This window comes from Shewanella sp. BC20 (assembly GCF_003129585.1).
GTDB lineage: Bacteria > Pseudomonadota > Gammaproteobacteria > Enterobacterales > Shewanellaceae > Shewanella > Shewanella seohaensis.
In genome coordinates this window covers 78,772-104,579 of the sequence record NZ_NHRI01000007.1, presented here as the reverse complement: position 1 = coordinate 104,579, position 25,808 = coordinate 78,772, and the positions used below count along the sequence as shown (strand labels likewise).

General features: G+C 48.9%; 18 protein-coding genes. 9 read left to right on the top strand and 9 right to left on the bottom strand.

Annotated features, from left to right (window positions below; translation table 11 throughout):
- Nucleotides 1-70: 70 nt before the first annotated feature.
- Nucleotides 71-1,861, bottom strand: a complete 1,791-nt coding sequence (gene fccA, locus CBX96_RS09415; protein WP_086902662.1) for a fumarate reductase flavoprotein subunit FccA — start codon at nt 1,859-1,861, stop codon at nt 71-73.
- 504 nt (nt 1,862-2,365) lie between these two features.
- Between fccA and CBX96_RS09410 the strand changes: the two genes are divergently transcribed.
- From CBX96_RS09410 to CBX96_RS09400, 3 genes are all read left to right on the top strand, one after another.
- Nucleotides 2,366-2,776, top strand: coding sequence for a hypothetical protein (locus CBX96_RS09410; RefSeq protein ID WP_109286503.1), 411 nt, complete (start codon nt 2,366-2,368; stop codon nt 2,774-2,776).
- Nucleotides 2,773-3,297: a bifunctional 2-polyprenyl-6-hydroxyphenol methylase/3-demethylubiquinol 3-O-methyltransferase UbiG gene (locus CBX96_RS09405; RefSeq protein ID WP_109286502.1), complete on the top strand. Its 525-nt coding sequence runs from the start codon at nt 2,773-2,775 to the stop codon at nt 3,295-3,297. The genes CBX96_RS09410 and CBX96_RS09405 overlap by 4 nt, the downstream gene beginning before the upstream one ends.
- A 61-nt stretch (nt 3,298-3,358) precedes the next feature.
- The gene (locus CBX96_RS09400; protein WP_109286501.1) at nt 3,359-3,649 is read left to right on the top strand and encodes a hypothetical protein; all 291 of its coding nucleotides are present in this window, start codon (nt 3,359-3,361) and stop codon (nt 3,647-3,649) included.
- A 120-nt stretch (nt 3,650-3,769) separates the two neighbouring features.
- Here the strand turns inward: CBX96_RS09400 and CBX96_RS09395 are convergent, their stop codons facing one another.
- The 3 genes from CBX96_RS09395 to CBX96_RS09385 form a co-directional block, all read right to left on the bottom strand.
- Nucleotides 3,770-3,955: a hypothetical protein gene (locus CBX96_RS09395; RefSeq protein WP_011621607.1), complete on the bottom strand. Its 186-nt coding sequence runs from the start codon at nt 3,953-3,955 to the stop codon at nt 3,770-3,772.
- A 98-nt stretch (nt 3,956-4,053) separates the two neighbouring features.
- Nucleotides 4,054-5,478 carry a cytochrome C biosynthesis protein gene (locus tag CBX96_RS09390; RefSeq protein ID WP_109286500.1) on the bottom strand — a complete coding sequence of 475 codons (1,425 nt, stop codon included), beginning with the start codon at nt 5,476-5,478 and terminating at the stop codon, nt 4,054-4,056.
- 226 nt (nt 5,479-5,704) lie between these two features.
- Nucleotides 5,705-6,130, bottom strand: coding sequence for an organic hydroperoxide resistance protein (locus CBX96_RS09385; protein WP_011627089.1), 426 nt, complete (start codon nt 6,128-6,130; stop codon nt 5,705-5,707).
- 128 nt (nt 6,131-6,258) lie between these two features.
- Between CBX96_RS09385 and ohrR the strand changes: the two genes are divergently transcribed.
- The 3 genes from ohrR to rlmC all read left to right on the top strand — a co-directional run bounded on the left by ohrR (nt 6,259) and on the right by rlmC (nt 9,346).
- The gene (gene ohrR / locus CBX96_RS09380) at nt 6,259-6,756 is read left to right on the top strand and encodes a hydroperoxide resistance transcriptional regulator OhrR (protein ID WP_089067084.1); all 498 of its coding nucleotides are present in this window, start codon (nt 6,259-6,261) and stop codon (nt 6,754-6,756) included.
- A gap of 80 nt (nt 6,757-6,836) precedes the next feature.
- A complete protein-coding gene (locus CBX96_RS09375; RefSeq protein ID WP_109286554.1) occupies nt 6,837-8,012 on the top strand; it encodes a glycerol-3-phosphate dehydrogenase/oxidase in 1,176 nt (391 codons plus the stop codon).
- Nucleotides 8,013-8,191: 179 nt separating this feature from the next.
- Complete coding sequence (gene rlmC, locus CBX96_RS09370) at nt 8,192-9,346, top strand: 23S rRNA (uracil(747)-C(5))-methyltransferase RlmC (protein ID WP_011627086.1); 1,155 nt, start codon at nt 8,192-8,194, stop codon at nt 9,344-9,346.
- A 14-nt stretch (nt 9,347-9,360) separates the two neighbouring features.
- On the opposite strand, the gene CBX96_RS09365 is transcribed toward rlmC, so the two are convergent.
- From CBX96_RS09365 to CBX96_RS09350, 4 genes are read right to left on the bottom strand one after another with little or no spacing between them, the layout of a single operon-like run.
- On the bottom strand, nt 9,361-10,590 hold the full coding sequence (locus tag CBX96_RS09365; protein WP_109286499.1) for an ATP-binding protein: 1,230 nt from the start codon (nt 10,588-10,590) through the stop codon (nt 9,361-9,363).
- An 11-nt stretch (nt 10,591-10,601) separates the two neighbouring features.
- Complete coding sequence (locus CBX96_RS09360; protein WP_089067087.1) at nt 10,602-11,318, bottom strand: response regulator transcription factor; 717 nt, start codon at nt 11,316-11,318, stop codon at nt 10,602-10,604.
- Nucleotides 11,315-11,734 (bottom strand): DUF3019 domain-containing protein, encoded by a 420-nt coding sequence (locus CBX96_RS09355; RefSeq protein WP_109286498.1) that lies wholly within the window; start codon nt 11,732-11,734, stop codon nt 11,315-11,317. The genes CBX96_RS09360 and CBX96_RS09355 overlap by 4 nt, the downstream gene beginning before the upstream one ends.
- Nucleotides 11,724-12,506, bottom strand: a complete 783-nt coding sequence (locus tag CBX96_RS09350; RefSeq protein WP_258294392.1) for a MipA/OmpV family protein — start codon at nt 12,504-12,506, stop codon at nt 11,724-11,726. The genes CBX96_RS09355 and CBX96_RS09350 overlap by 11 nt, the downstream gene beginning before the upstream one ends.
- 353 nt (nt 12,507-12,859) lie before the next feature.
- Between CBX96_RS09350 and CBX96_RS09345 the strand changes: the two genes are divergently transcribed.
- The 3 genes from CBX96_RS09345 (at nt 12,860) to CBX96_RS09335 (ending at nt 21,112) form a co-directional block, all read left to right on the top strand.
- The gene (locus tag CBX96_RS09345) at nt 12,860-17,977 is read left to right on the top strand and encodes a S8 family serine peptidase (RefSeq protein ID WP_109286553.1); all 5,118 of its coding nucleotides are present in this window, start codon (nt 12,860-12,862) and stop codon (nt 17,975-17,977) included.
- Between the two features lie 183 nt (nt 17,978-18,160).
- Nucleotides 18,161-19,312 (top strand): chromate efflux transporter, encoded by a 1,152-nt coding sequence (chrA, locus tag CBX96_RS09340; protein ID WP_109286496.1) that lies wholly within the window; start codon nt 18,161-18,163, stop codon nt 19,310-19,312.
- A gap of 135 nt (nt 19,313-19,447) precedes the next feature.
- Entirely contained in the window at nt 19,448-21,112 is a 1,665-nt protein-coding gene (locus CBX96_RS09335; protein ID WP_109286495.1) for a methyl-accepting chemotaxis protein, read from the top strand.
- 119 nt (nt 21,113-21,231) lie between these two features.
- Here CBX96_RS09335 and fdhF read toward each other — a convergent pair whose 3' ends face one another.
- The gene (fdhF, locus tag CBX96_RS09330) at nt 21,232-25,530 is read right to left on the bottom strand and encodes a formate dehydrogenase subunit alpha (protein WP_109286494.1); all 4,299 of its coding nucleotides are present in this window, start codon (nt 25,528-25,530) and stop codon (nt 21,232-21,234) included.
- Nucleotides 25,531-25,808 lie beyond the last annotated feature (278 nt).

The following is a 25,808-nucleotide window of genomic DNA, read 5'->3' as shown; positions in this document are numbered from 1 at the left end:
TCAAGCTGGGCTCAAATGGGTCGTGCTATGTGAGCCTTAGGTTAGTCCCTTAACCTAGAAACGTTTGATACTAGTGATCTTTCGCGTATTTCGCGGCAGATGCACCCGCGATACGGCCGTAGGTCACGATATCAGAGATGGCGTTACCACCTAAACGGTTAGCACCGTGAACACCACCAGTCACTTCACCAGCAGCGTATAAACCGCTGATAGGTTTGCCGGTTTTTTCACTCTTCACTTCGGCTTGAGTATCGATAACGATACCACCCATAGTGTGGTGAACCGCTGGTGCGATTTCTAAAGCATAGAAAGGCGCAGTGGCGATTTCACGTGGCAGGTTTGGACGCTCGAATTGTGTGTCTTTACCTGATTTCACAAAACCGTTGTAAGAAGTGACGGTTTTCGCCAGTTCAGCGGCAGGCACATCGAGTTGTTTCGCTAAATCTTCGATGGTTTTGCCTTCTTTAACGATGTTCAAGTGAACATAGCCTTCGATGGCTTTTAAGCTCTTACGGATAGAGTCATCGAATACGAGGTAAGCGCTTTCGCCTTTCTGTTGCAGAATTGCAGCAGACGCTTTATCACGAGTCGTGATTTCGTTCATGAAGCGGTTACCGTCACGGTTAACCACGATAGCACCGTTACCACGTACCGCTTCGGTGATCATCACACCACCGGCTGGTGAGTAAGTTGGGTGAGCTTGGATGTATTCTAAGTCACGAGTTGCTGCGCCCGCTTGCAGCGCAACGTCTAAGCCGTCACCGGTTGCACCTGGGTGGTTAGTCGCTTTAAAGCCTTTTAACTTAGGATCGTACTTAGCAACGCGGTCGTTGTTTTTCGCAAAACCACCGGCAGCAATCACGACGGCATCGGCCTTGATCACATAGTAGCCAGTGTATTCACCTTTCACTAAAACGCCGGTCACTTTGCCGCTTGCATCTTCAAGGATGCGGACAACACGGCTGTTTAAACGAATGTCAGTACCACGTTTAACGGCGTTGTCCCACAGCACTTGTGCAACGTGTGCACCCACACCCGCACCACCGGTTGGACGGTGACTACGGTTAACGCTTGCGCCACCCATACGGCCCACGTCAGTCATGTCGGCACCCATAGAGGTTAACCAATCGATAGAGTCTGAAGAGTTGTTGGCCAGGACTTTCACTAATTCAGGATCGTTGATGTTACGACCACCTTTCATGGTGTCGTCGATCATGATTTGTTTCTTATCTTCGATACCTAACTTAGCCTGTGGCTTAGTTTCTGCAGCGTTCATACCACCGGCAGCCAGTTTAGTGTTACCACCTGGGATAGGTTCTTTTTCTAACAGAATCACATTCGCGCCAGCATCACGGGCTGAAACGGCGGCAGCAAGACCTGCACCACCCGAACCGATAACCACGACGTCTGTGGTTTCTTTCACGCCAGCGGCAATGGCTTTATCTTGAGCCGCTTTGTCTGCATCAACAGGCACAAACTTACGTTCCCACTTGCCGCCAAATGGCATATCGAAGCCGAAGCTGTGGCAAGCATCACAATAAGTTACTGATTTTTCGTGGCCTTTATGGCAGCTAGTACAAGCGATTTCACCAATTAAGTGAGATTTGTGCGGAGAAACTTTATCTTTTGGCGTTGCAGCAGCCAGTTCTTTTAAATCGCCGTGGCAGCTAACGCATTGGGCATTTTCATGGGTCAGGTTGTCGTTAGTCACGCCACCTTTGTCTGATACGTGGCAGCTATCGCAGCCGCCCATTTCACCGTGAAAATCGGCTAGTACTTCTGGCGCGGCATAGGCTGTGCCTGCCATTGCGCCAGAGATCAGCATGGCTAGTGCTGTTTTTTGAATCTTTCTTGTGAACATAATCGTTCCTCCGCCGTACATTTCATCTACTTAATAAGGGTTATTCATCATGGCGTGATATTTATATTTTACGTGGCTCACGCGCTTTTAGAGTATTCTCCATGAACAAAGTTACCACTATCTAAAGAGGTATATGCGTACTTAGGTCACATAACGATTGTTGCAAAAGGAATTACATATTTGAAATGTGCAACATGGCTGAAAATATTAACGAAATTGAAGTTAATCACTCAGTGAATACGGTATAACTTGCGTGAGTTAACATATTTTGATGGGCTAAATTATCATTGCTGAATTGATGTGAAAAAATAAAGTCTTGTACGGTGGATTTATTTTAACTTTATAATTTTTATGATTTATTTTTGATTTGATTATTTAGTGTAAATATTCGAATATTTATCCTGTGAGTATTCAGTAAATAATTAAATCTCACCAGTGTTTTTTGAGAAAATAACATGTATTTTTTCAAAAATGTTACTTGAGTGGTGCTAAGGGGTTAAATCTATGGCAAGGCAGCAGATGTCTGAAAGACGTTTTTGGGTACAGCGGCTGAGTAAAACAACCCTAAGAGCCTTACATATATTGGGTATTGCCGGAGCGGGCGGTGGAATATTATTGAGCGTTGATAAATCCCTCTGGTTGAATTATTGGTATCTGGCGATGGGGACCGGCAGCATATTGATGTTGTGGGAAATTACTCGAGATTGGCGTTGGTTAATTCAACTGAAAGGCGTGTTAACTCTTGGGAAATTAGGGCTACTTTGCCTGTTTGTGCCGCTTGCCAACTACAAGCCTGAACTGTTTATCTTAGTGTTATTTTTATCTGTGATAGTATCCCATGGCCCATCGGGGCTGAGACACTATTCGATAGTGCATCGCAAACAGATAGACACTAAAAAAGAGATAAAGGGATGACACACGCTACACTCAGCACGGCCTCGAGCTTAATTACCCAGTTTTCATGGCCTGAGCTTACAGGGCTTAAGGTATTGGATTTAGCCTGCGGTTCGGGCCGAAATGGTCTGTGGTTTCTCTCCCAAGGTTGTGAAGTGACCTTTATCGACCAGGATTTGAGTGCCTTGGCTAAGCTGACACACGACAAAGCACATCAATGGCAGTGGAATTTAGAAGACGGCAGCGCGCCTCAGTTACCCCAAGAGTCCTTTGATATTGTATTAGTCTTTAATTACTTACATCGACCACTGTTCCCGCAAATCGCTGCGAGCCTAAAGTCCGGCGGACTGATTGTGTATGAGACCTTTACTTGGCAACAGGCGCAAATTGGTCGACCTCGCAACCCCGATTTTTTACTCACAGAGAACGAACTGCAATCCGTATTTGCTAACTGGCAACCTTTGCATTACTTTGAAGGTCGGTTAAGCGATGCTGCTGGTACTGAAAGTGCCAAGGCGCAGCTGATCGCACGAAAACCCTAGACGTCACCCCAACGCGGGGCGACTGACCGTATCAGTATTGCAGAAGTGTAAGAGGCCAAGGATGTTCCCGTATCCAGAGCAGTATCGTGTTGCCACGCCACCTTTAACCACGGCGCTGATGGTGGCTTGGGCGCTGTTGAGTCACAGCCTATTAGCCGATGCCAGCCCTTTTGCCTTGTATCCGTTATTTATATTGTTCCCTGTGGTGATTGGCCTGCATCTGTATTTGATTTGGCTGGCCAAGGGAATGAGTCGGTTGGATCAATGCTTCTACGCCTTAGTGCATATTCCACTCGCGTTTGTGGTGTGGACATTCACCATTATGCATGTCAATGGTAACGCCTTTTCTTAGGGCTGAACCGGCTAGAGCCTCAGGTTAGCCCGTTCAAATGGCTTAACTCCATTCAAATTCCTTAAATAAAAAAAGCGCCCCGATGTTCGGGGCGCTTTTTATCAATCTTTTGCGGGTGGGTTAGGCCGTAGTGTTGATATTGTGGCCGGTATTTCCCACGGGTTGAGGTGTGGCTGCGTTAATTAAATCAACGGCAATTTGACCTTCCGCCTTTTGCTGCTCTTTGGCTAACTGCGCCACTTTAACGCCAACGGCACCATTTTCTAAGTTAGGCGTGATAGCTTGGGTGTTCAGTGAAATAGACATAACTAACCTCAATTGTAAGCTGAGTCTTTGTATCGGCAAGCTCAGGTTTTACTTTAGCCCTTTATCCCAAGTTTGCCAATCCAAAACCCTGCTATTGCTTATACCGCTTTATTCGCTTTTGCCGTGAGTAACTTACGACTCAGAACTATGATGGCGGTTAAGCCCAATGAACCAAGAATTAATCCCAGTGCCAGCCCAACACTCTGCAGTGCCGTGGGATCTAACACTAGCGCGACACCCATACCAAACATCATCACACCGGACATCAGCTTGAGTGCTTGACCCTCTTTTTCGGTCAGTTTGCGTTTACCTAAGGTAGCGCTAAACACAATCACAATAATCGCGAGAGGGATTACATAGACAATATTGTATAAAACCAAATACATATAGCGCTCAATGTCCGGCAGATTATGCATGGATAGCACGCTGGTATAAATCATCGGGAAGCCCGCAGTACAGAGTAGCTCGTAGGCATTAGCTAAAATGGCCAGCACGGTTGAGCCGACAATCAGCGCGCCTAGGCTGCTGGAGTTCGACAGTTTGCCCATGCGTTTGATAAGGCTAGTGCGGTTTTCTGCCGACATCGACAGGGTGACATCGCCCTTTGTGAAGAAGTAATCCTTCACGTTTATCGTGCCTGCGATCAAGGCTAGGATCCCCGCGGCTAGAATGATCATCCCGCCATCACTGCCAGCACCTAACAGCTGGAAGATGTTTAGCCAGGCCGTCATAAATAGGAAGTAAATAAAGCCTGAGAAGAACACAAAGATACCGCCAACTAACAGCATACGGCTGCGACTCTTAGCGTTAACCATAATCGACAGTAAAAACAGCAGCACGAAGAAGGCGCAGGGGTTAAAGGCATCGACGCCCGCCAGCACTAAAGTCAGCAGGGGAAGTGACATGCTTTCGGGAGTGACTACACCCACAAGTGGTAACTCAACGGGTTGCACTTCGGCTTGGTCAGCACTTGCAAGGCTGGTGGCATCACAGGTGCCTTCGCCTGAGTCGGTTCCACAGGTGCCAAATAGGGGCTCACTATTGGTTGGCGCTGCTGCAGGCGTTCCTGTGGTGGGCATATCCGCTTCACTTAGCTGACCGCCAAGGGATAAGTAACAGTTCTTCAAGCGATTAACTAAAAACTCACCTGTCACCGCCTCGCTGGAATAACCGACAATGGCCTTCTCGCAGCTTGCCATATAAGGCACAGAACGGGCTTCGGTAGTGGTTTTAGCCGCGATACCTTGCCAAATGTCCTGCACGCCAGGAGCCGAAACCATATGGGATTCGAGTTCTATCCAAGGGTATTTCTGCGGCAGCGAGTCGATAAAGGGATGGGCCTCGGCGCAGTGTGGGCAGGTTTTCGACCAAAAGAAGTAGAGCTTGATCTTCAGATCACCTTGGGCGTTCACATAATGCCAAGTTTGGTCCGCATTATTGGCATCTTCGGCCCAGCTTGGTGTGCTCAGCATGGCCAATGCAAGGGTGCATAGTAGAGCGAATTTGGTTAAGTATTTAGTCATAGCGCCTCCACAATAGTGGGGTTATAGGTATTAAAACGGTTCTCTGACTACTACTCTACTGAATTCAATCCCCTTGATTAAATTAAGCATTAAGAAATGTTAGTTAACTCGCGATTAGCTGTTTTTTGGGAAGTAAGGCAGGTTTATGGGAAGGACGATTCGCCGCAGATAACTAAAAAGCACCCTGAGGTGCTTTTTAGACGAGAGTGACTGTTGTCTTATGGGCTTAGTTTAACGCCGCGCCATTAACACTCAGTTTTACATCGATATTATTACGCGTGGCATTGGAATAAGGACACACTTGATGGGCATGACGCACTAGGGCTTCGGCTTCAGCTTGGGGAAGGTCAAGATTAACCTCTAGGGCGACGGTTAAGGCGAAGCCACCCGCATCATTGGCGCCAATGCCAACTACTGCGCTGACTGGCGCTTCAGTAATGGCCACTTTGCCGATTTTGGCGACATGTAAAACCGCATTAGAGAAACAGGCCGCATAACCCGCTGCAAACAGTTGCTCTGGGTTGGTTGCTAATCCACTTCCGCCCATCGCCTTTGGATAGGCCAGCGCAACATCGAGTAAACCATCATCGGTACTGACTTGGCCTTGGCGACCGGCTCTGGCGGTAGCTCGAGTTTCATATAATGTTTTCATGTTTCGTTCCTCATAGTGTCAAAGATAATTTAAGTTGCGCGCAATTTAATTGTGATAAACTATAATTCGATTTTTACCCTGAATGCAAGTATATTGTGCGCAATATATTTAAGTTTTTTGGATCGACTATGCCTAACTCAGAGTTATCATCCTTAGATAAAACGTCGGATACGGCGGAAAATACTCAAGCAGACAATGCCTTATGTTTAGAGAATCAGGTTTGCTTCTCTCTTTACAGCGCCGCAAATGCCATGGTGCGCGCCTATCGTCCTATGCTCGATAAGTTGGATTTAACCTATCCCCAGTATTTAGTCATGCTGGTGTTGTGGCAGGAGCAGGGGATCAGCGTGAAGACCCTAGGGGATAAATTGTTCCTCGATTCGGGGACGTTGACGCCCTTGTTAAAACGTTTAGAGTCGAAAGGACTGGTGAGTCGTGGACGCAGCGACCAAGATGAAAGGGTGCGGGTATTGTCTCTGACAACTGCTGGACAGGCGCTAAAACTCGAGGCGAGTGAGATCCCGCATCTGATGCGCTGTAAAATCGGTGCAGAGATAGAAGATCTTAAGGCGCTAAAAGCCATGTGTGACAAAGCGTTAAAGCAATTGCACGCCAGTATCGAATAGTGTGAAAGCCAATCTGTGATAGCAAGGGAGTGGAACATGGATAAACACACCATCAAGGCGCTGGGATGGATAAAGTCGGTATGAGTTCATACGATATTGCGATTATCGGTGGTGGGATCAGCGGTGTCGGTATCGCTCAATACGCGGCAGCGGCGGGGTATTCGACCCTGCTTATCGAAAAAGGCGAGATAGGCGGCCAAACCTCGGCCAATTCCAGCAAGTTGATCCATGGCGGTTTGCGATATCTTGAAAGCGGACAAGTGAACCTAGTGCGCAAATCCTTGCAGGAGCGGCGCCATCTGCTCGACTTCGCGCCCAGCTTAGTCAAGCCAGTGCCTTTTTATATTCCCGTCTATCAAGACAGTCAGCGTAACCCCTGGACGATTCGGGCGGGCTTGAGTCTGTATGCGCTTCTTAGTGAATTTGATCCGCTCGGTCGCTTTGTGTCTATTCCCGCCGTGCATTGGCATCGTTTTAAAGGGCTTAAGCTCTCGGGGTTAAAGGCGGTATTCCAGTATTGGGATGCGCAAACCGACGATAAATTGCTGACCCAAGCGGTGGCGCGAAGTGCCGAGGCATTGGGTGCCCATGTGTATGCCGAGGCGGAGTTTTTACAGCTTAATCATCTGAGTGAGCAGATTGACCTAAGCTTTCGCCATCGCGGCGAAGTGCAACAGATTGAGGCTAAGCTGGTGATTAATGCCGCTGGTCCTTGGGTGAATGAGGTGCTGGCAAAGGTGTCACCGCCACTGGCTGGAGTCGAACTTGATTGGGTGCAGGGCGCGCATTTACTGCTGGATTTACCCGCCCCCGACGGCATCTTATATTTAGAATCTTGCTTCGATAAGCGGGTGATTTTTGTGATGCCTTGGTATGGTCAACTGCTAATTGGCACCACAGAAACCGAGCTGACATCTCTAGATATGCCACCCCAAGTGACTGAGTCTGAAATAAATTACCTTTTAGGTATTTATCGGCACTACTTTCCTATGTCACCTTCGATTGAAGAACTCAAAACTAAGATAGTACAGACGTTTTGTGGCGTGAGGGTGTTACCTAAACAGGCAAGCTCCGCCTTTGAGCGCCCAAGGGATACCCTAATGCAAACCTCGATCTCTCACCCGAGATTACTGAGTCTCTACGGCGGAAAACTCACGACCTTTAGGAGCACCTCGGCCGAAGTGCTTGAGTGGGTTGAACAAAAACTCGGAAAACGTACTCCCATCGCCGATGTCGATAGCCTGAGATTAAGTTAATCTGGGCCGAATAATCGGCCAAGGCTGCACTTCAAGGTGATTTTTCGGCATAAAAACGCTAAAGTGTGGCGCTTTTTGACTGGAGCCTAAATCGTGTTTGTTATGCTTCAGTTGTCATCCAAATTTCACTCGCCATCTCAATAGATAAGATAGACGGGCACTGCTGTGGGTACGATGCTGTGAGTACATTAGTACAATGTGGGTATTTTGAACGAGGCCAATGCCAATCCTGTCGCCATATTAAACTCCCTATGGCGCAGCAACTGGCGGCCAAAACTCAAGAATTGCAGCAATTGTTAGCGCCTTTTGTCGATAACGCCGAAGCGCAGTTTTTACCTCCGGTTGTGGGTGACAGCAGCGGTTTTCGTAACAAGGCGAAAATGGTCGTCTTGGGCGCAGCCCATGCGCCTGTACTGGGGATTGTCAGCCCCAGCGGCGAGGCGGTGAGCCTGTGTGACTGTCTGTTGTATCCTGCTGATATGCAAGCCTTACTCCACCGTTTAGAGCGCTTTGTGCAGCAGGCGGGCATTCCGCCTTACCGTGTCGATAAGGCCAAGGGCGAGCTTAAATTTATCCTACTGACGCGCAGCCAAGTGCGTGGCGAGTACATGCTGCGGTTTGTGCTGCGCTCGCGGGATGCCATCGCCCGTATCGAGCGTGAATTGCCAGCGCTGATGGCCGAATATCCACAGATCAAAGTCGTCTCAGTCAATTTGCAGCCTATTCATATGGCCATCTTGGAAGGTGAGGAGGAGATTTTCCTAACCGAAAATACTCGCCTCGAAGAGCGCTTTAACGATGTGCCTCTGTTTATTCGTCCCAAGAGCTTTTTTCAAACCAACCCGCAGGTCGCGGCAAAGCTGTATCAAACCGCCCGTGAGTGGGTGGCCGACTTCGCACCAGCTTCACTTTGGGACTTATTTTGTGGTGTGGGCGGTTTTGGTTTGCACTGTGCAGCTAAGGATATCCCATTGACAGGGATTGAAATTGAGGCCGAAGCCATTGCCTGCGCTAAGATGTCGGCGCAGTTGATGGGGCTGGATAAGGTGCAGTTTATGGCGCTCGATTCCACTGACTTTGCCAAGGGCGATGCGGCGCAAACTAAGCCCGAGTTGATTATTGTCAACCCGCCGCGCCGTGGGATCGGCGAGTCTCTGTGCCATTCCTTAAGTGAGTTTGCCCCTAAGGCGATTTTGTATTCCAGCTGCAATCCTAAAACCTTAGCCAAAGATCTCGGCCATATTCGAGGTTATCGGTTAACTAAGGTGCAGTTGTTCGATCTCTTTCCCCACTCGGATCATTTCGAAGTATTAGCCTTATTAGTGAAAGACTAAACCTCAACACGCCATTACTCGGCGTCAGTGTCGGCTTTAGGCGTTAAGGCATCGTCCCAGCTAATGCTGATTTCGGCGCCGCCTAAGGCCTGTGAGCGGCTTAACTCCAGCGTGCCATAATGCCAAGTGGCAATTTTCTTAACGATATATAGCCCTAAACCATAGCCACTGGTATCGCTTTGCTGGCTATCCCGCTCGAAGGCCGCCACCAGTTTTTTACCTTTGCCCTCAAACCCTGGACCATCATCCTCGACACTGAGCCGATTTATGCCACCTTGCTGATGGAAGTGGACATGGATGTCGTGCTGGGCGAACCGCATGGCATTTTGGATAAGGTTTTGAATCGCAATCGTCATCGCAATCGGGTCGAAGTGGGCCTGCTGCGAGTCATGGTGAAACACTATGTTGAACTTAGGCTGGTAGATGGCGTATTTGTGGGCCAGCTTTTCCATAAACAAGCTGATGGCTTGCGACTCTTGGCTGAGGGTTTCTTCCTTATGCTCTAGACGGGCAAAAGACAGATAATTTGCAGCAAGTTGTTCAATATCATCGATATCTTCATTTAAGCGATTGGCGTAATTGCTGTCTATCTGTGGTCGAATAATTTCCAGCGCAAAGCGCATCCGCGCAAGAGGCGTACGTACCTCATGGGAGATGGTGCGGGACAGCTCCTTATGCATCTGGATAAAGTCGACGATTTGGTGACTGACGCTGTTAAAAGCCTTAGCAAGCGGGAAAATTGCCGAGTGTTTATGGACTTCGTTGGGACGTTTACGCGGGGCTTGGCCAAATTCGATAGCGGCCTCCTGCAAATGGTTAAGATCCCGAAATACTGGCCAGATCCACCAGAGGGCAACTAAGCAGAGTGATGAATACAACCCTAATAAAATCAAACTAGTATTACGCTCTTTTGGCGCAGAGGTTTGCAATGGGCCCAGCATCAAGATGTGCTGTTTGTCTTTATCTAAGTGGTAATAATAAAGTTCATTGCTGCTATGGCGCAGAGCGATGGTTGCCCCCTGTTGCAGCGAGTCCTCTAGGTTTTCCGGCAGTGAGATAGCGCCGATGGGGAGGCGTTGTATCTTCGGAAGCTGCTCATCATAGTTATGCAGCAGGTCGTCGACGTCGATTTGGTAGTTGTACTCATCGTGGGCAAAATGCTCGGCGAGTTCACCAAAGCTCCAGATCACTAATCCGCAGGACAACAATAAAAATATAAACAAGCGGTAGAACTGAAATTTCATTTCGGTTAAACCTAGCCTTTTTTGGGTAAATAATTGAATAAATAGCCTTTGCCGTGAATAGTCGTAATGGCTAATCCTGGCACATTGAGCTCATCTAAGCGTTTACGCAGGCGGCTGATTTTTAAGTCTATGGCCCTGTCTAAACCGTCATATTCGCGGCCGACGAGTTGTTCGAATAAAAACTCCCGTGATAACACTTTGCCGGCGTGCAGGGCGAAGATCCACAGCAGTGAAAACTCTTTAGTGGTAAAGGAGAGGGCTTCATCCCCCAGATTCACTTGCTGGAGGTTTGGGTCTAAAAATAAGTCGTGTAGCTTAAGTTTACTGCGACTGCTGCTGGATTGTTGTTTGCGCAGGTTGGCCTTAATCCGCGCCAGCAGTAAAGGCGGCACCACGGGTTTGAGCAAGTAATCGCAGGCGCCTAGATTTAATCCCCGAATTTGATCGGCATGATTATCGAGCGCCGTTAGGAAGATAATCGGGCAGGGATAACTCGCGGCCAACTGGGGATAGCTGCTAAAGCCATCTTGTCCTGGCAGCATGACATCGCAAATGATGAGGTCAAAATCATCGGTATCCTGGCGGATGAGTGCATCTTCGGCATTATCTAAATGGATAAGCTTATAACCCTCTTGGGTTAAATAGGTACAGACCAAGTCTGCAAGGGGTTGGTCGTCTTCAATCAACAGGATTTGCAATTGGGGCTCGGACATTGGCGCGCTTGTCATAATAAGTTCCAGTTTAGTCCGCGACGTCTTCTGGGATTGGCGGGTTCAAACTTAGCGACTTTGACTGACGCTGTAGTCACTATGTGGTTGCTTTGCGGATCCCTGAGTTCAAATAAGGCATCTTTTGCGAGGGTCAATTGCACTTGGTATTTAAAATTGAGACTGTCCTCAAAGCAGGTGAGTGCGACCGCTTCCGTAGTGAGCCACACACAGAGTGACTGTGGAATATCCGATTGATACTCAATGAGTAAGTCCAGATGGCAGTCGGGCTTTTCGAGGGTGACTGCACAGGTATTCGGTGTGATTTTCAGCTCGTCGGCGAGGGACGTCAGGCTGACGAAGCAGGCCAAGATTAAGCTGCAATAGGTACAATAGGTGAGCCAGAGTGAGCTTGAATGATAAGGTTTAGAAATCATAGCTAAACCCTACAAAGCCAGAAAAATAGCCGGACTTATCGATCAGTACGCTGTCGGTGATTTCTTGCCCTAACCAAGTATACTCGAGGATCCCGACAAAGTTGACGTTGTCGAAAATGGGGACGTTGACGACTGTACGGGCATGATAATTGATTGCGGCCGAGGGATTATATTTAGGATGCAGTGGTCCTTCTTCCTCCTTGGTGAGTTTGTAGTAGTAACTGACGAGGTTTTCACTTTTTCGAATCGCCCCGACTTCAAAGCCGAGCGCGCCCCAAGAAAACGCCTGACTGCGTTTGAGCCTGAGCTGAATTTCATTGCCTTGGTGTACCCCGGTAATATCGTGGAAGTACCCGAGACTTACATCGAGATAGGGCGTCACCCAAGTGGTATTGACGCCACCTAGATAGGAAAGATTGCGTTCAATTTCCTCAAATTTAACGACTTTTGGATTAATGGGCTGCTTCACTGGGGTGTAACCTAAAATATCACTCAGTAATAGTTTATTCAGTCCATCGAATTCGTAGAAAAAACCGTCCTCATTAAAGCGTGTCTGCAGGTCAACAATAAAATTTTCCGACTCATACAGGCTGTAACCTAAGGTGAAGTTCTCGACATAAAAGTTCTCACCGTAGTAATACCAAGTGGGCAATATCCAAGTGTTGACGTTATCCACCTTCGCCCTTGGGTTTTCGAGTGCGCCATAACCCGCGGCAAGGGAAATCTGCCAGTCTCCAGCGGAAACTGTTTCAATTTCTTTAGCTTGCAGCATGGCACAATTACTTAGTAATAGTGCGAGCAGTAAGAATCGTTTGCTAGCGTTAACAGTCACTTCTTAGATAATCCCCAATGTTGTTCAAATACATTGCTAAACCGCATTAAGACGAGCCTCAGCCTATCATCTTGTTCACAAAATTTAAGCATAATTATTCATTGCGCTACAAAATGCTACATCTTTGTCTGTAAAGGAATGTGTGCTGTTTGTGTTTAATTAGTGTTAATCAGTTGTACAAAATGCTACGTGAAAGTGTTGATGTTTTCTCCAATTTGGATGCTTAGATGGTATGCCGCTTGGCAGCTTGCCCGTGGATAACGGCTCGCGATAACAATAACGGAGAAAGCAAAGTGAAGCTTAAAATACTAACTTGTACTATTGCTGCCGCCCTTTATGGTGCTGGTGCTATGCAGGCTGCTGCTAGCATAGGCGATGTACATAAACTTAAAGGTTTGCAGTTAACATCTGATCAAATTGCAAAGTTAAATGCCCCTGAAACGAAGATCGATGACGCTGATTTAGGGATAGGACTCAACCTTCAAATTACCCCTCAAGCTAACAAATTCGAATTTGAGGATGGCATAACGGGTGAGCAGATCTATATCGTTCGTCTGAATCAAAAACCACTGGCGCAAGTCAGTACGGAACTGTTAGCCAGCACGGCTGCCAGCAAAACCTTTGGCAAATCGTCAAACTCAAAATTATTCGTTGCCGGTCAACCTGCCAGCAGCGCGGTAAAAAACTATCGTAGCCGCTTACTCGACAGCCAAAGACAAGTGATTGCTGACGTTCAGTCCACCTTGGGTGCCCGTCAAGTACGTCAACAATTTACCAATGCGGTCAACGGCTTCTCTATCGCAATGACACAGGAAGAGGCGCAGCGCGTGTCTCAACTGGCCAATGTGTCCTCGGTTCGTCGCTCTAAAACCTATGAATTATTATCGGATGCGGGCCCTGAGCTAATTCAAGCCAATAAGATTTGGTCTGGTGAGGCAACAGATTCAGTACCTTACAAAGGTGAAGGGATTATCGTTGGTATCGTCGATACTGGGATTAACTCGGATCACCGTTCATTCGCCGATGTCGGTGATGATGGTTACGACCACACTAACCCATGGGGTGCGGGTAACTACATAGGTGACTGTACCAAGAGCGGTTTTGAGACCATGTGTAACGACAAGTTAATTGGCGTTCGCTCATATCCTGTTATCACTGATAATTTTACCAGTGGTGTTTATGGTGCGACTCGTCCAGCCGTGGGTGAAGATTATCAAGGCCACGGTACACACGTTGCTTCAACCGCTGCGGGTAACGTCCTGTTAGATGTCGATTATGTCAACCCTGATTCGGGGACTGAGGCATCAGATGGTTCCGTGATTAAGCCTAAACTATTCCCTCGTATGAGTGGTGTAGCGCCACACGCGAACATCGTTGCTTACCAAGTGTGTCACCCTTCTAACGCAATCAATGCAGGCTGTCCTGGTGAAGCGTTAATTGCGGGTATTGAAGATGCGATCAACGATGGTGTTGACGTGATCAACTTCTCCATCGGCGGTCAGGATTCAAACCCATGGGCTGACGATGTGGAATTAGCTTTCTTATCGGCTCGCGAAGCCGGTATTTCCGTTGCGGTGGCTGCGGGTAACTCTGGTCAACCAGTGGGTTACAAAGAATATTTTGGCCGAATTGACCACGCGTCACCTTGGTTAATGAACGTTGCTGCTAGTACCCATGCTCGCGAAGTTGAAATCACCACTAAGCTGATTGACCCTATGGGCGGCAGTGAAGTGCCAAAATGGAGCGAAATTGTTGGTGGTGCAATCAACACGGCACCAGTCACAGGTATGGTGGTTAACGCTAAAAACTTTGGTGATGAATACTGTGCTAAACCCTTCCCAGCGGGTACCTTCGATCTGAAAGATGGCGACGGTAATCCAACTGATGTGATCGTGGTATGTAAGCGTAATAGCCTAGAAGATCCCAATGCGGTAGCCCGTACTGCTAAGGCTGATAACATCAAAGCTGGCGGCGCAGATGGCATGATCATGTACAACTATGCGACCGCCGATGCGTTGGTGCCTACCGCTTCTTACTCTGTTCCAAGTATCCATATTACTAAGGAAGAGTGGGATGGTCGCTATGATAATGGTTTGGCGGGTTATGGTCTAAGTGATTGGCTGGCAAAGGGTAGCAATCACATGCTGACCATTTCTGGCACGACCATCGAACGTACAATGGATCCAGAGCGTGCCGATTGGTTAGCCGCATTCTCATCTCGCGGTCCAAGCCCATCAACGCCTGAGGCGCTGATCCCTGCCGTTGCTGCGCCAGGGGTGGATATTTATGCAGCCTTCGCCGATGAACACCCATTCAGCAGTTCAGCAGCATCGGGTGATTTTGCCTTCCTAAGTGGTACTTCAATGGCATCGCCACATGTAGCGGGCTCTATGGCCCTGTTACGTCAGGCTCAACCAAGCTGGAGCGCGACTGAGATCCAATCTGCATTGGCGATGACGGCTGAAAACAAAGTGCAATACTACCGCTTGGATGACAAGAATGGTGATGTGGCTTTAGCTTCAACCTACCGTGCGGGGACTGGCCGTATCAACGTGGCCAACGCAGTAAATGCTGGCTTTGTGATGGATGAAACCGTTGAACGCTTTAAAGCGGCTGATCCACATAATGGCGGTGCCGTTCATAAGCTGAATATTCCGCAGTTAGTGAACTTTGAATGTAAGCCTAAGTGTCAATGGATCCGTACTATCAAGGCGACCAAAGATGGCACTTGGAGCGTGACCAACGGTGATGTGATTAACTGGAGCGTCGATTCACGTTCACAGTTCGTCCAAAACGGTGTGTCAATTAAAGTTACGCCAAACGAGTTTACTCTAGCGGCCGGCGAAACCATGGATATCGTGGTCGAAGCATCGATCATGGATACTCAAGACTGGTTCAGTAACGCAGAAGTTGAACTGCATTCAAACTTAACCTTCACCGAAACCAGTGGTAGAGCGTCAGAAGCGCACTGGCCTGTGGTATTCAAATACGACAAAAATGGTATGCCAGGACGCTTGAGTGCCGTGGCTCACCGTAATGAGGCAAATGCTGTCATCAAAGGTATCGATTTACCTGAGGGCGACAACATTCATGGTCGTATCTTTAGCCCTGTGAAAGCGGATGTGAAAACCGTTGTGCTGCCGAAGGACAACGATGGTAACTTCCCATGGAGTAGCAATGCTGATTTAACCGTCAGTATGGACGAGCGTATCGATGAAGCCACCCATGTGGAAATGATTGATGTGCCTGCTAATGCTCGCCGTTTAATCGTCGAATCCTTTGGTACGACTCAGTCTGAACTCAGTGAAGTTTTAGACAAAGGTAACCTGATCGTCTTCGTTGGTAAGGACTATAACGGTAACGGTAAGGCCGATCCTTTCGAAGAGCTGCTTTGTGTGTCTAACCACATCCAATACAACAACTTCTGTAATATTAACCAACCAGAAGAAGGTAAGTATTGGGCGTTGTTCTATAACCCAAGAAAAGGCTCTGCGAGTAACAACTATTACAATGCGTTGGAAGAAACCTTCCAATATGCAACGACAGTTGTGATGGACCAAGTTGCCAGCGAAATGAGTGTCGACGTTCCTGCGAGTAATGGTCGTGATCCGGTTGATATTACAGTTAACTGGGATATGCCAGAGATGAAAGAAGGTGACGTGTACTACTCGTTACTGGACTTTGGAACCTCAGAGGTGAACGCCGGTAACATTGGTAAAGTTGCCTTTAAACTGGAACGCGGTGTGGACGATGTTCACTTAGACGCAACCCAAACTGCGGCAGTGGCTGGCGATCAAATTCCGTTTACCTTCGAGGTGCAACCTAACAATACGGGTGCAGACCGTGCATTTAGCATTGTCGCGACCATTCCGTCAGGATTTAGCCTACGTGCTGAGGACGTTCTAAGCTCTTCAAGCACTATCGTTAAAGATGTGAAACTGGAAAATGGCAAGCTGACGATCAGCGGTGTTCAACCCGATACCAGCGAGCTTGAGCCACGTTACAACATCACCACTAACGTTGATGATGCTATGTGCCGTACGCCGGACTTCGGTAACAAGAAACCGGGCGGTTACGTGAACTTAGAAGAGTTCACTATCTACCCAATCTTCAGTGGTTTTGCGCCAGTTGAGTATGGTGCTAACGGTAAGGCATTAAGTGGTAAGGATAATAATATCCTGTATCGCAACGGTATTACCTTACCAATCAGTACCGTCTTTAATGGTGCCTATGACAGTTTCCACCTGTACAACAACAAAGATAGCATCAACGTTTGGAAGCAGAACCACTTGGATATTCGTGGTCACGGTATCGTGTCCTTATTCCAAAATCAGCCATTCTTCTACCCATACCATGACATCTTCCCGTACAACAGCTTCCCATACGCTTCTATCGGTATGCTGTGGCGTGGATTTGGTCTAGGTGCGGGGGCAACTCAAGATATTCTGAGTGTGCCATTGATTAATAAGACTACTGAACGTGCGGGTATCTCTATCGCGAGTACACCAAGCGGTTGGGGTATTTTGGAATACGATAATGCTCGTTCTTATAAGCCTTTAGGATACGATGCAAACCGTGTTTACCAATGGGAAGAGAAGGATGATAGGTTCGACTTCGAGCTGATCTTCAACGCTAACACTCGCTTCGGTGATGGTGAATACGAATTGATGATGGCTTACGACAATATCAACTTTGGTTCTCAAGATGACCGTGGTTCTATTGGTCTGCAAGGCTTCCAAGGCGGTCTATATGCCTATGGTCCACTGCAGAAGTACCTAGGTGAGCAATATGCCTTCAATAATCTGAAGGACAAAATCCACAACGGTTTAGTGATTTGTTATGACTACGTTGGCCCAGAGTCGTCACAGTTTGAAGTGACTGCATGGACTACCGTGAAAAATAACGCCGCAGGCCAAGTGTTGACGGTTGATGCGGTTAGCCAAGTTGAAGGTATGGCCGACATCAGCATGAGCCACAGTGTAACTGTGCCGTCCAATATCAGTATTGGTGCGATTGCCGACCAAACGATCGCGGAAAACACTAGCCTAGAAGGTCTTAAGGTCGTGTTTGCCGATGAGCAAAACAGCGTGAACAAGATCACCGTAACCGGAGAGCACATCAGCGCTGTAGTGAATGGCAATACTTCAGGTTCAACCATCACAATTACACCAGAAGCTAACTTCCACGGCGACGTAGAAGTCACAGTGACGGTAAGTGATGTGGAAAACCCTGCCGATGCAGCGAGCACCAGCTTTATGCTGACCGTTGAATCCGATGGTGTTGAACCGACCACTCCAGTGACACCGACTACACCAGAAACACCAGCTAAAGATAGCAGCGGTGGTGCATTAGGTGGTTTATCTATGCTACTGGCTCTCGGGGCATTGATCAGAAGAAGAAAAACTCACTAATCATGGGTTTGACTTCCTAGTCAATTGATATTTATCCTGAATTTAGGATGCCGGCAAATGGATTTTGCTGGCTTTTTTGTTTATGGAATCCGCGATACTTCGAAGATTTCACATTTCACTTTCATTAAATTGTCTTTTTAGTGGCATAATCTTGCTCACTTTATGCATCGAAAGGCAAAGCTTATGCTGCAGATATTCTTACGTTTTTTTTCCCTTGGGTTGATGAGTTTTGGTGGACCTGCGGCGCATATCGGCTATTTTCGACAAACCTTTGTTAACGAACTCGGCTGGCTCGATGATAAACGCTATGCCAGCTTGGTCGCCTTAAGCCAATTTATGCCGGGACCAGGGTCGAGCCAAGTAGGATTTGCCATTGGTTACCACCGCGGTGGGCTTTTAGGCGCCATTGCGGCCTTTGCCGGATTTACCTTACCTTCCTTTGTGTTGATGTATCTGCTGGCCGTGACAACCGCGGCCTGGTTAGGCAATGAATATATGCAGGGCATCATCCATGGCTTGAAACTGCTGGCGGTCGTAGTGGTTGCAGATGCTGTGCTGGCGATGTTTAAGCAGTTTTGCCAACGTCAAGCCGCCCGTCTAGTTATGCTTGGCAGCGCCGCGGCGATTTTGATTTTTCCGTTTTTGTGGACCCAAATTGTATTGTTAATTCTTGCCGCTCTCTTAGGCTTATCATTCCTCAGTGCGAGTGAGAGCGAATCACAAAAACCTGAACCTGTTCGATTAAATTACCTGAGCCTCGCTATATTTATCGCCTTGTTTGCGGCGAGTTTTTTTGCCATTAACCTCGGCGCCGAGGCGGGGATCTTTGGCGAGTTCTTTCGTGTGGGGAGCTTAGTCTTTGGTGGCGGCCATGTGGTGCTGCCACTGCTTGAAACTGCGGTGGGTGATACGATGAGCGGCGATCGTTTTCTCACAGGGTACGCCTTTGCCCAAGCCGTGCCTGGGCCTATGTTTACCTTTGCCACCTTCCTTGGCGCCGAGATGATGCTAGACAATCCCTTTGTCGGTGCCGCCATTGCAACTGTAGCTATCTTTTTACCGGGATTTTTATTGATGCTGGTGGGTTTAAAGAGTTGGCATGCTATTGCCGCCAGACCCAAGATTGCCGGCATGCTCTCGGGCGTGAATGCCTGTGTGGTGGGATTATTGGCGGCGGCACTGTATCAACCCGTGTTTACTCAAGGCGTGTTATCTGCCATGGATATGGCCGTAGTTCTGCTGGGTTTTGGTGCATTAAAACTCTTTAAACCGCAGATGGTACTGCTGGTCCTTGGCTTTAGCGTATGCGGTATCGGATTGATATTACTTGGTTAAACTCAATTTTCGACATGCTGGCTGGCGCAAATTAATACAATATTTGTTAAGTTAAACCCAAAGATGTTGCACCGTTTTGGCTATACTTTGAAAATATAAAAAAATATAAGCTCGATCACCCTGGAGTAAGCAAGCATGTCGAATTTAAGCCTGCGTAATAAATTATTGCTGTTGTCTTTGTTTCCCCTCATTTTGACCCTGTTAGTGCTCATGACTGTTTCCTACTATGTCGAACAAGAATCCCTCGCGGAAGAAGTAGTGACCTTTAGGACGAAACTGGTTGGCGAACGTAAACAACAAATCAAAGAAGCGACCGAAATTGCCGCCGGGATCGTGCAGTATCAACTGTCCCTCAAGGACCAAGGCAATGTGAACCAAGCCCTACGTGATATTCGTTTTGGCAGTGCCGGTTATTTCTTTATTTATGATTCCCAAGGTAAAAACATTTTCCATGCCTTAATGCCGAATCTCGAAGGTCAAAACAAAATCGATATGACAGACCCTCGCGGTACTAAGATCATCGTCGGTTTGTTGGATGCGGCCAAACGCGGCGACGGTAACTTTTCCTATTACTACCAAAAGCCCAATACCAACGAGCAAATCGAGAAGATTAGCTACGTGATGATGGTTCCCGGGACCGACTGGATGCTCGGTACTGGGGCCTATATCGACGATATCGAAGCCGTGGTGGAGGATTACCGCCAAACCGTGACCGAACAAATGGCCGATAAATCCTTCATGATCCTGTTAATTGCTCTCGTGCTGACGGGGATCACGGCCTTTATCATTATGGTTGCAGCCCATCGTATGGTGGTGCCGATTAAAAATATGGCGGATAGTCTGAACGATATCGCCAAGGGAGAAGGGGATTTAACTAAACGCTTAAGCGTGAAGGGCGAGGATGAAATTGCTCAGTTAGGTCAAGCCTTTAACTTATTCGTCGATAAGCTACAAACCATTATTGGCGATGTGGCCAACGCCACGGCTAAGGTGAAATCCGCCGCGAATGCGATTCATGATCAAACCAAAGTGATGTCGAGCCAACTGCTGAGCCACAACAACGAGACAGACCAAGTGGTGACGGCAATTACCGAGATGTCATCTACCGCCAGTGAAGTGGCGCAAAATACCACCCAAGTGGCCGAGGCGACCCAAGCTGCTACAGGTGATGTGGCTAATGCGCAGCGCTGCGTCGATGCCTCACTCGAAGAGATTGCAGGTCTAATGGCGCAAATTAATAATGCCGCGGGCAGCATTAAGTCCCTAAGCGAGCAATCGCAAAAGATTAACAGTGTCTTGTCTGTGATTGGTGGCATTGCCGAGCAAACCAACCTGCTGGCCCTTAACGCGGCGATTGAAGCAGCCCGCGCCGGTGAGCAAGGCCGTGGCTTTGCCGTGGTGGCCGATGAAGTGCGTAATCTTGCCAGCCGGACTCAGGCAAGCACCTTAGAAATCAATGAAATGCTTTCAGAACTCCATAAGCTGGTGGCCTTGGCAGTCAAAACCATGGACGAGAGCCAGCAGAGCTGCGTGCGCTCGGTGGATTCTTCCCGCGCTATTTCGGAAAGCTTAGGCTCTGTGACATCGGCGGTAACCGCGATTAATGATATGAGTACCCAAATTGCGACGGCGGCGACCGAGCAAAGCTCTGTGACCGAAGAAATCAACCGTAACGTTTATGCCATACAAGAGATCGTTAACGAGCTGCTGCACTCCAGTGAAGATGCGGCCAAGGTGAGCCAAACCGTGTCCCAGGAAGGGGTTAACCTGGGTAAATTAGTAGGGCAGTTTAAGATTTAACTCGGCTAATTAAGCAAGTTAATTAAGCAGTTAATTAAGCTAGCGAATAAAAACGGGAGACAGTGTCTCCCGTTTTTTATGTTCATCTTTGGGCTTAATTTTATGCTTGCTATGCAGTCCTAGGCTGGTTCACTCTCGATTGCAGTCACCTTTTCAGCCCTGACCGCGCAGACCTTATATTCGGGAATATAAGCCACAGGATCTAAGGCATTGATGGTGAGTTTATTCGCTGCTGCTTCCACAAAATGGAACGGCAGGAACAGCACCCCAGCTTGGGCGCGTTTAGTCACAAAGGCATCGATTTCAATCTTTCCGCGGCGGGTGGTGAGGCGAAGTTTATCGCCATTGTTTATCCCCAATTGCTCCGCATCATAGACAGAAATCATTACCTTAGGCGCGCCGAGTAAATCCAGCCCAGGTGTTTTACGGGTGAGTGTACCCGTGTGGAATTGTTCCAATAACCGCCCCGTCGATAGCGTTAGTGGATACTCGTTGCAGGGCATCTCAGCGGGCAGGCGATAACTGACGGGCGTAAATAAGCCTAAGCCTCGAGTGAATTGGCTTTGGTGCATAATCGGCGTCCCAGGATGGGTTTCATCCGGACAGGGCCATTGAATCCCTTGGGAGATTTGACCTTCGGCATTGGCACTTAATCTGTCCCAGCGAATACCGCGATACTGCGGAGTAAGCTCGTTGATCTCGCGCCAGATAGCTTCTTCGTTGGCATAATCCCAGTTAGCGCCCATGGCGTTAGCGACCGCTTGCACTATCTGCCAATCGGGCAAGGCTTCACCCGGTGAGGCAAGCGCTTGCTCGAGTCGCTGTACCCGACGCTCGGTATTGGTAAAGTGACCGCGTTTTTCCACGAATGCGGCGGCGGGCAAGACCACATGGGCAAGCTCGGCCGTCTCGGTTAAAAAGATATCCTGCACCACTAAGAACTCGATTTTGCTCAATGCATTAAGTACATGGGCTTGGTCGGGGTCGCTGAGTACGGGATTCTCGCCCATCACATACAAGGCTTTAATTTTACCCTTGGCAATATCGTGCATCATATGGGTTGCGGTGACGCCAATCTCCCTCGATAACGGCGTTTGCCAGTGGTCTTCGAAGCGCATTCTGGCATGAATATCCGTGACCTTTTGGTAACCGCTAAAATAGTTGGGCAGTGCGCCCATGTCGCAGGCACCTTGGACATTACTCTGGCCGCGAAGTGGATTAATCCCCGCGCCTGACACACCAATATTGCCGCAAAGTAACTGCAAATTAGAGATAGCCGTGACGTTATCGTGCCCCGTCGTATGCTGAGTGATACCCATGGCGTAGTAAACTGCGGTCTTTTGCGCCGTGCCTATGGTGCGCGCGAGGCGGGCAATGTCTTCGGCTTTTACGCCCGTGATGAGCGCCGCGTTTTCGAGGGAGTAATCCTCCTTGGCTAACTCCGCATAGAGGGCCTCAATGCCTTCGGTACGCTGGGCGATATAGGCTTTATCCTGCCAATCGTTACGAATAATTTCCGCCATAATGGCGTTGAGCAGCATCACATCCGTCCCCGGTCTGTGGGCGACATACAGCTCGGCCTTTTCAGCAATGCCAACCCGCTTCGGATCGGCAACCAGCAAACGCGCGCCGTGCTGTATCACCGCCTGCTGAATTTTCGAGGCGATAATCGGATGGGCGCAGGTGGTATCCGACCCTAAAATAAAGATGACGTCCGAGTCCTTAATGCTCGGAATATCATTGGTCATGGCGCCGCTACCAATACTCTGCTGCAAGCCTGTTACCGTCGATGAATGGCATAGGCGGGCGCAGTGATCGATATTGTTGGTGCCAAGAACGCTGCGGACAAACTTTTGCAGCACAAAGTTATCTTCGTTGGTGGCCTTGGCCGAGGCGAGACTGGCGAGGGCATTGCTGCCATCTTTTTGTTTTATTTCGGTTAAGCGTTTTGCCACATAGGCGATGGCTTCGGGCCAGCTACTCGGTTGCAGCTCGCCATTTTTACGGATCAGTGGCGTAGTGAGACGTTTGTCGCTGTGAATAAAATCGAAGCCAAAACGTCCCTTAACACACAGCATGCCTTGGTTAACGACCGAGTCCTTATTGCCTTCGATATGACGAATGCGATTGGCGTTGGGGTCGATTTTAAGGTCGAGACGACAGCCCACGCCGCAGTAAGTACAAATTGTCGAGGCGGTTTTTAACTCTGTGCTATCGCCTTGGCGTTTATCCCGAGCATCGACCAGTGCGCCCGTTGGACAAACCTGTACACAGTTACCACATTGCACACACTGGCTATCGGCCATGCTCGCATTAAAGCCGACTCTCGGCGCGCGGCGCTCAAGGTTTTGACTTATTTCCTGCGGCAGCGCCTGATAGGAATCTTGGCTAAATTGGATGGCGCAGTGGCCACTCTGCTGCTGACACACATCGACGCATTTACCGCAACTAATACAGCGATTAGCATCGAATTGAATAAAGGGCGCGCTCTTATCAACACTGAAATGCCGTGCATTTTCAGTGGCTAAGCGTTTGGACTCGACACCGTAATCCGTGGCGTAATCCCTCAGCTTACAGTCGGTATTGGCCTGACAGGCGCATTCGAGACAGCGCGCCGCCTCTTGCATGGCGGCATCTGCGGGAAAACCTAACTCGACTTCACTGTAATTCAGTAGCCGTTGCAGCGCCGTGAGTTCGGGCATCTTCAAGCGGGGCTGACGCGGCGTATGGGGATAAAGCGTTGATCCTGCTTTTGAACTTGTTTCGGTTTGCTTTAGGGCGTTTGGAATGAGGGCGCTTGGAATGCTTTTGACCGAGTTAAACTCATGGGCATGTAAATCGCAGCTAAGGCCAATTTTTAACATCTTATCAATAGCGATGGCCGCTTTACGGCCATCGCCAATCGCGGCGACGGCAGTCGCGGGGCCACGGCGGGCATCGCCCATCACAAACAGTTTTTCGACTCCCGATGACATGGTTTGCTCGCAGCCTATCAGGGTGTTCCAGCGGCTCAGCGCCAGTTCGCCATGACTGAGTTGCCCCATAGGATCCTGCATAAAACTCAGATCCGGCGCTTGGGAGACGGCGGCGATAACGGTATCGAAGGTCTCGGTAAAGGTTTCCCCAGTGTCCACGGGCGCGCGTCTGCCCGAGGCATCGGCTTCGCCGAGCGCCATTTTGCTGAAGGTGACAGCTTCTACCTGTCCATTGGCATCGCTATGATTTTCAATGGGATTGGTTAAAAAGTGGAATTTGACGCCTTCAACCTCGGCCTCGTGCACTTCGTAGGCTTCGGCGGGCATTTCGGCGCGGGTACGGCGGTAGATTAAGGTGACATCGCAGCCTTCGCGCACGGCGGTGCGGGCGCAGTCGATGGCGGTGTTGCCGCCACCAATCACGGCGACTTTTTTGCCCAACTTCAATTGTTTGTCGAGGCAATGATCCTTAAGAAAATCCACCCCAAGGTAACAGCCCGCAAGTTCTGAGCCTTTGTAGTTCATCGGCACCGCCTTTTGGGCGCCGATGGCAAGGCACACAGCATCGAAATCAGCGACCAGTTGGGCTAAATGAATTTCATGGCCGAGGCGAGTATCCGTATGAATGGTTAACCCATTGCGGCACAGCAGCTCGATTTCTTTATCGAGAATTGCCTTGGGTAAACGGTATTCGGGGATCCCGTAGCGCAGCCACCCGCCCGCCTTGGGCATAGCTTCAAAAATCTCAACATGATGCCCTTGGTTTGATAGGTAATAACCCGCGCTTAATCCTGCTGGGCCCGCGCCAATAATGGCAATCTTTTTGCCCGTATCCGCGAGGCGTGGTGGTTGATAACAGCCGCCTTGTTCATCGTCGGCCAAGTCTAAATCGGCGGCGTGGCGCTTAAGTTGACGAATGGCAATGGGGTCATCGACGAGGCCGCGGCGGCATTCAGTTTCGCAAAATGCGGGGCAGACTCGGCCAATCGACAGCGGCAGCGGCAGGGTGTCTTTAATGACTTTAATGGCTTGGGTATGGTCACCTTGGGCAATGTGGTACAGGTAAGTTTGCACATCGACGCCCGCGGGGCAGGCCTGCTGGCAGGGCGCCTCACAGTCGGCAAAGTGGTCAGTTAAAATTGTGCTCAGTGCGGCTTGGCGCTGTTTGGTTAAATATGCCGATTGGGTGATGACCTTCATGCCCGCTTCGGCGGGCGTTTCACAGGCTTTTACGCAGCGCAGGCTGGCATCGGTGTTTTCGATTTGCACTAAGCAGAGGTTGCAGTCCTGTTTATCGGCGTTAGGCGCTGCGCCTAATTGCCGTGTCGCATCCGTTGGTTCGCACAGACTCGGAATGGCTATGCCCGCCTTACGGGCCGCCTGTAATAGGGTTTCGCTCGGCTCGGCCGTGACGCTGTGATTGTCGATGTTAAGTTCTATCATCCCAAGGCCTTTTATATTTGTAGGGTACTTGCTGCATTGGCGTAAAGCGGCAGGCTTAAGGTGGGTTTGAGTATAACTAGAGCGCTTTAGAAGACGCTTATGGGCTGGGGAAGTTTGACGCTAAATTGCTGTTGTCATCACAATCCCGTACCAGACTGTGCGCTGATGAAGGTTTGCTGGTGGAAAGTTGTGATTTGCTTGGTGTTTTGCATTTGATTTATCTGTATCTTGCTTAATCCTTTGAGGTTTTTAGTGATTATCACTGTTTAGCTTGCTCA

Coding starts and splice junctions, on each gene's coding strand:
- CBX96_RS09390 (WP_109286500.1), bottom strand. CDS start 5,478: ATGACTAAATACTTAACCAAATTCGCTCTACTATGCACCCTTGCATTG.
- CBX96_RS09355 (WP_109286498.1), bottom strand. CDS start 11,734: ATGATTTCTAAACCTTATCATTCAAGCTCACTCTGGCTCACCTATTGT.
- fdhF (WP_109286494.1), bottom strand. CDS start 25,530: ATGATAGAACTTAACATCGACAATCACAGCGTCACGGCCGAGCCGAGC.
- CBX96_RS09400 (WP_109286501.1), top strand. CDS start 3,359: ATGTTCCCGTATCCAGAGCAGTATCGTGTTGCCACGCCACCTTTAACC.
- CBX96_RS09385 (WP_011627089.1), bottom strand. CDS start 6,130: ATGAAAACATTATATGAAACTCGAGCTACCGCCAGAGCCGGTCGCCAA.
- CBX96_RS09410 (WP_109286503.1), top strand. CDS start 2,366: ATGGCAAGGCAGCAGATGTCTGAAAGACGTTTTTGGGTACAGCGGCTG.
- CBX96_RS09350 (WP_258294392.1), bottom strand. CDS start 12,506: ATGCTGCAAGCTAAAGAAATTGAAACAGTTTCCGCTGGAGACTGGCAG.
- CBX96_RS09395 (WP_011621607.1), bottom strand. CDS start 3,955: ATGTCTATTTCACTGAACACCCAAGCTATCACGCCTAACTTAGAAAAT.
- chrA (WP_109286496.1), top strand. CDS start 18,161: ATGCTGCAGATATTCTTACGTTTTTTTTCCCTTGGGTTGATGAGTTTT.
- CBX96_RS09375 (WP_109286554.1), top strand. CDS start 6,837: ATGAGTTCATACGATATTGCGATTATCGGTGGTGGGATCAGCGGTGTC.
- fccA (WP_086902662.1), bottom strand. CDS start 1,861: ATGTTCACAAGAAAGATTCAAAAAACAGCACTAGCCATGCTGATCTCT.
- CBX96_RS09365 (WP_109286499.1), bottom strand. CDS start 10,590: ATGAAATTTCAGTTCTACCGCTTGTTTATATTTTTATTGTTGTCCTGC.
- ohrR (WP_089067084.1), top strand. CDS start 6,259: ATGCCTAACTCAGAGTTATCATCCTTAGATAAAACGTCGGATACGGCG.
- CBX96_RS09405 (WP_109286502.1), top strand. CDS start 2,773: ATGACACACGCTACACTCAGCACGGCCTCGAGCTTAATTACCCAGTTT.
- CBX96_RS09335 (WP_109286495.1), top strand. CDS start 19,448: ATGTCGAATTTAAGCCTGCGTAATAAATTATTGCTGTTGTCTTTGTTT.
- CBX96_RS09360 (WP_089067087.1), bottom strand. CDS start 11,318: ATGACAAGCGCGCCAATGTCCGAGCCCCAATTGCAAATCCTGTTGATT.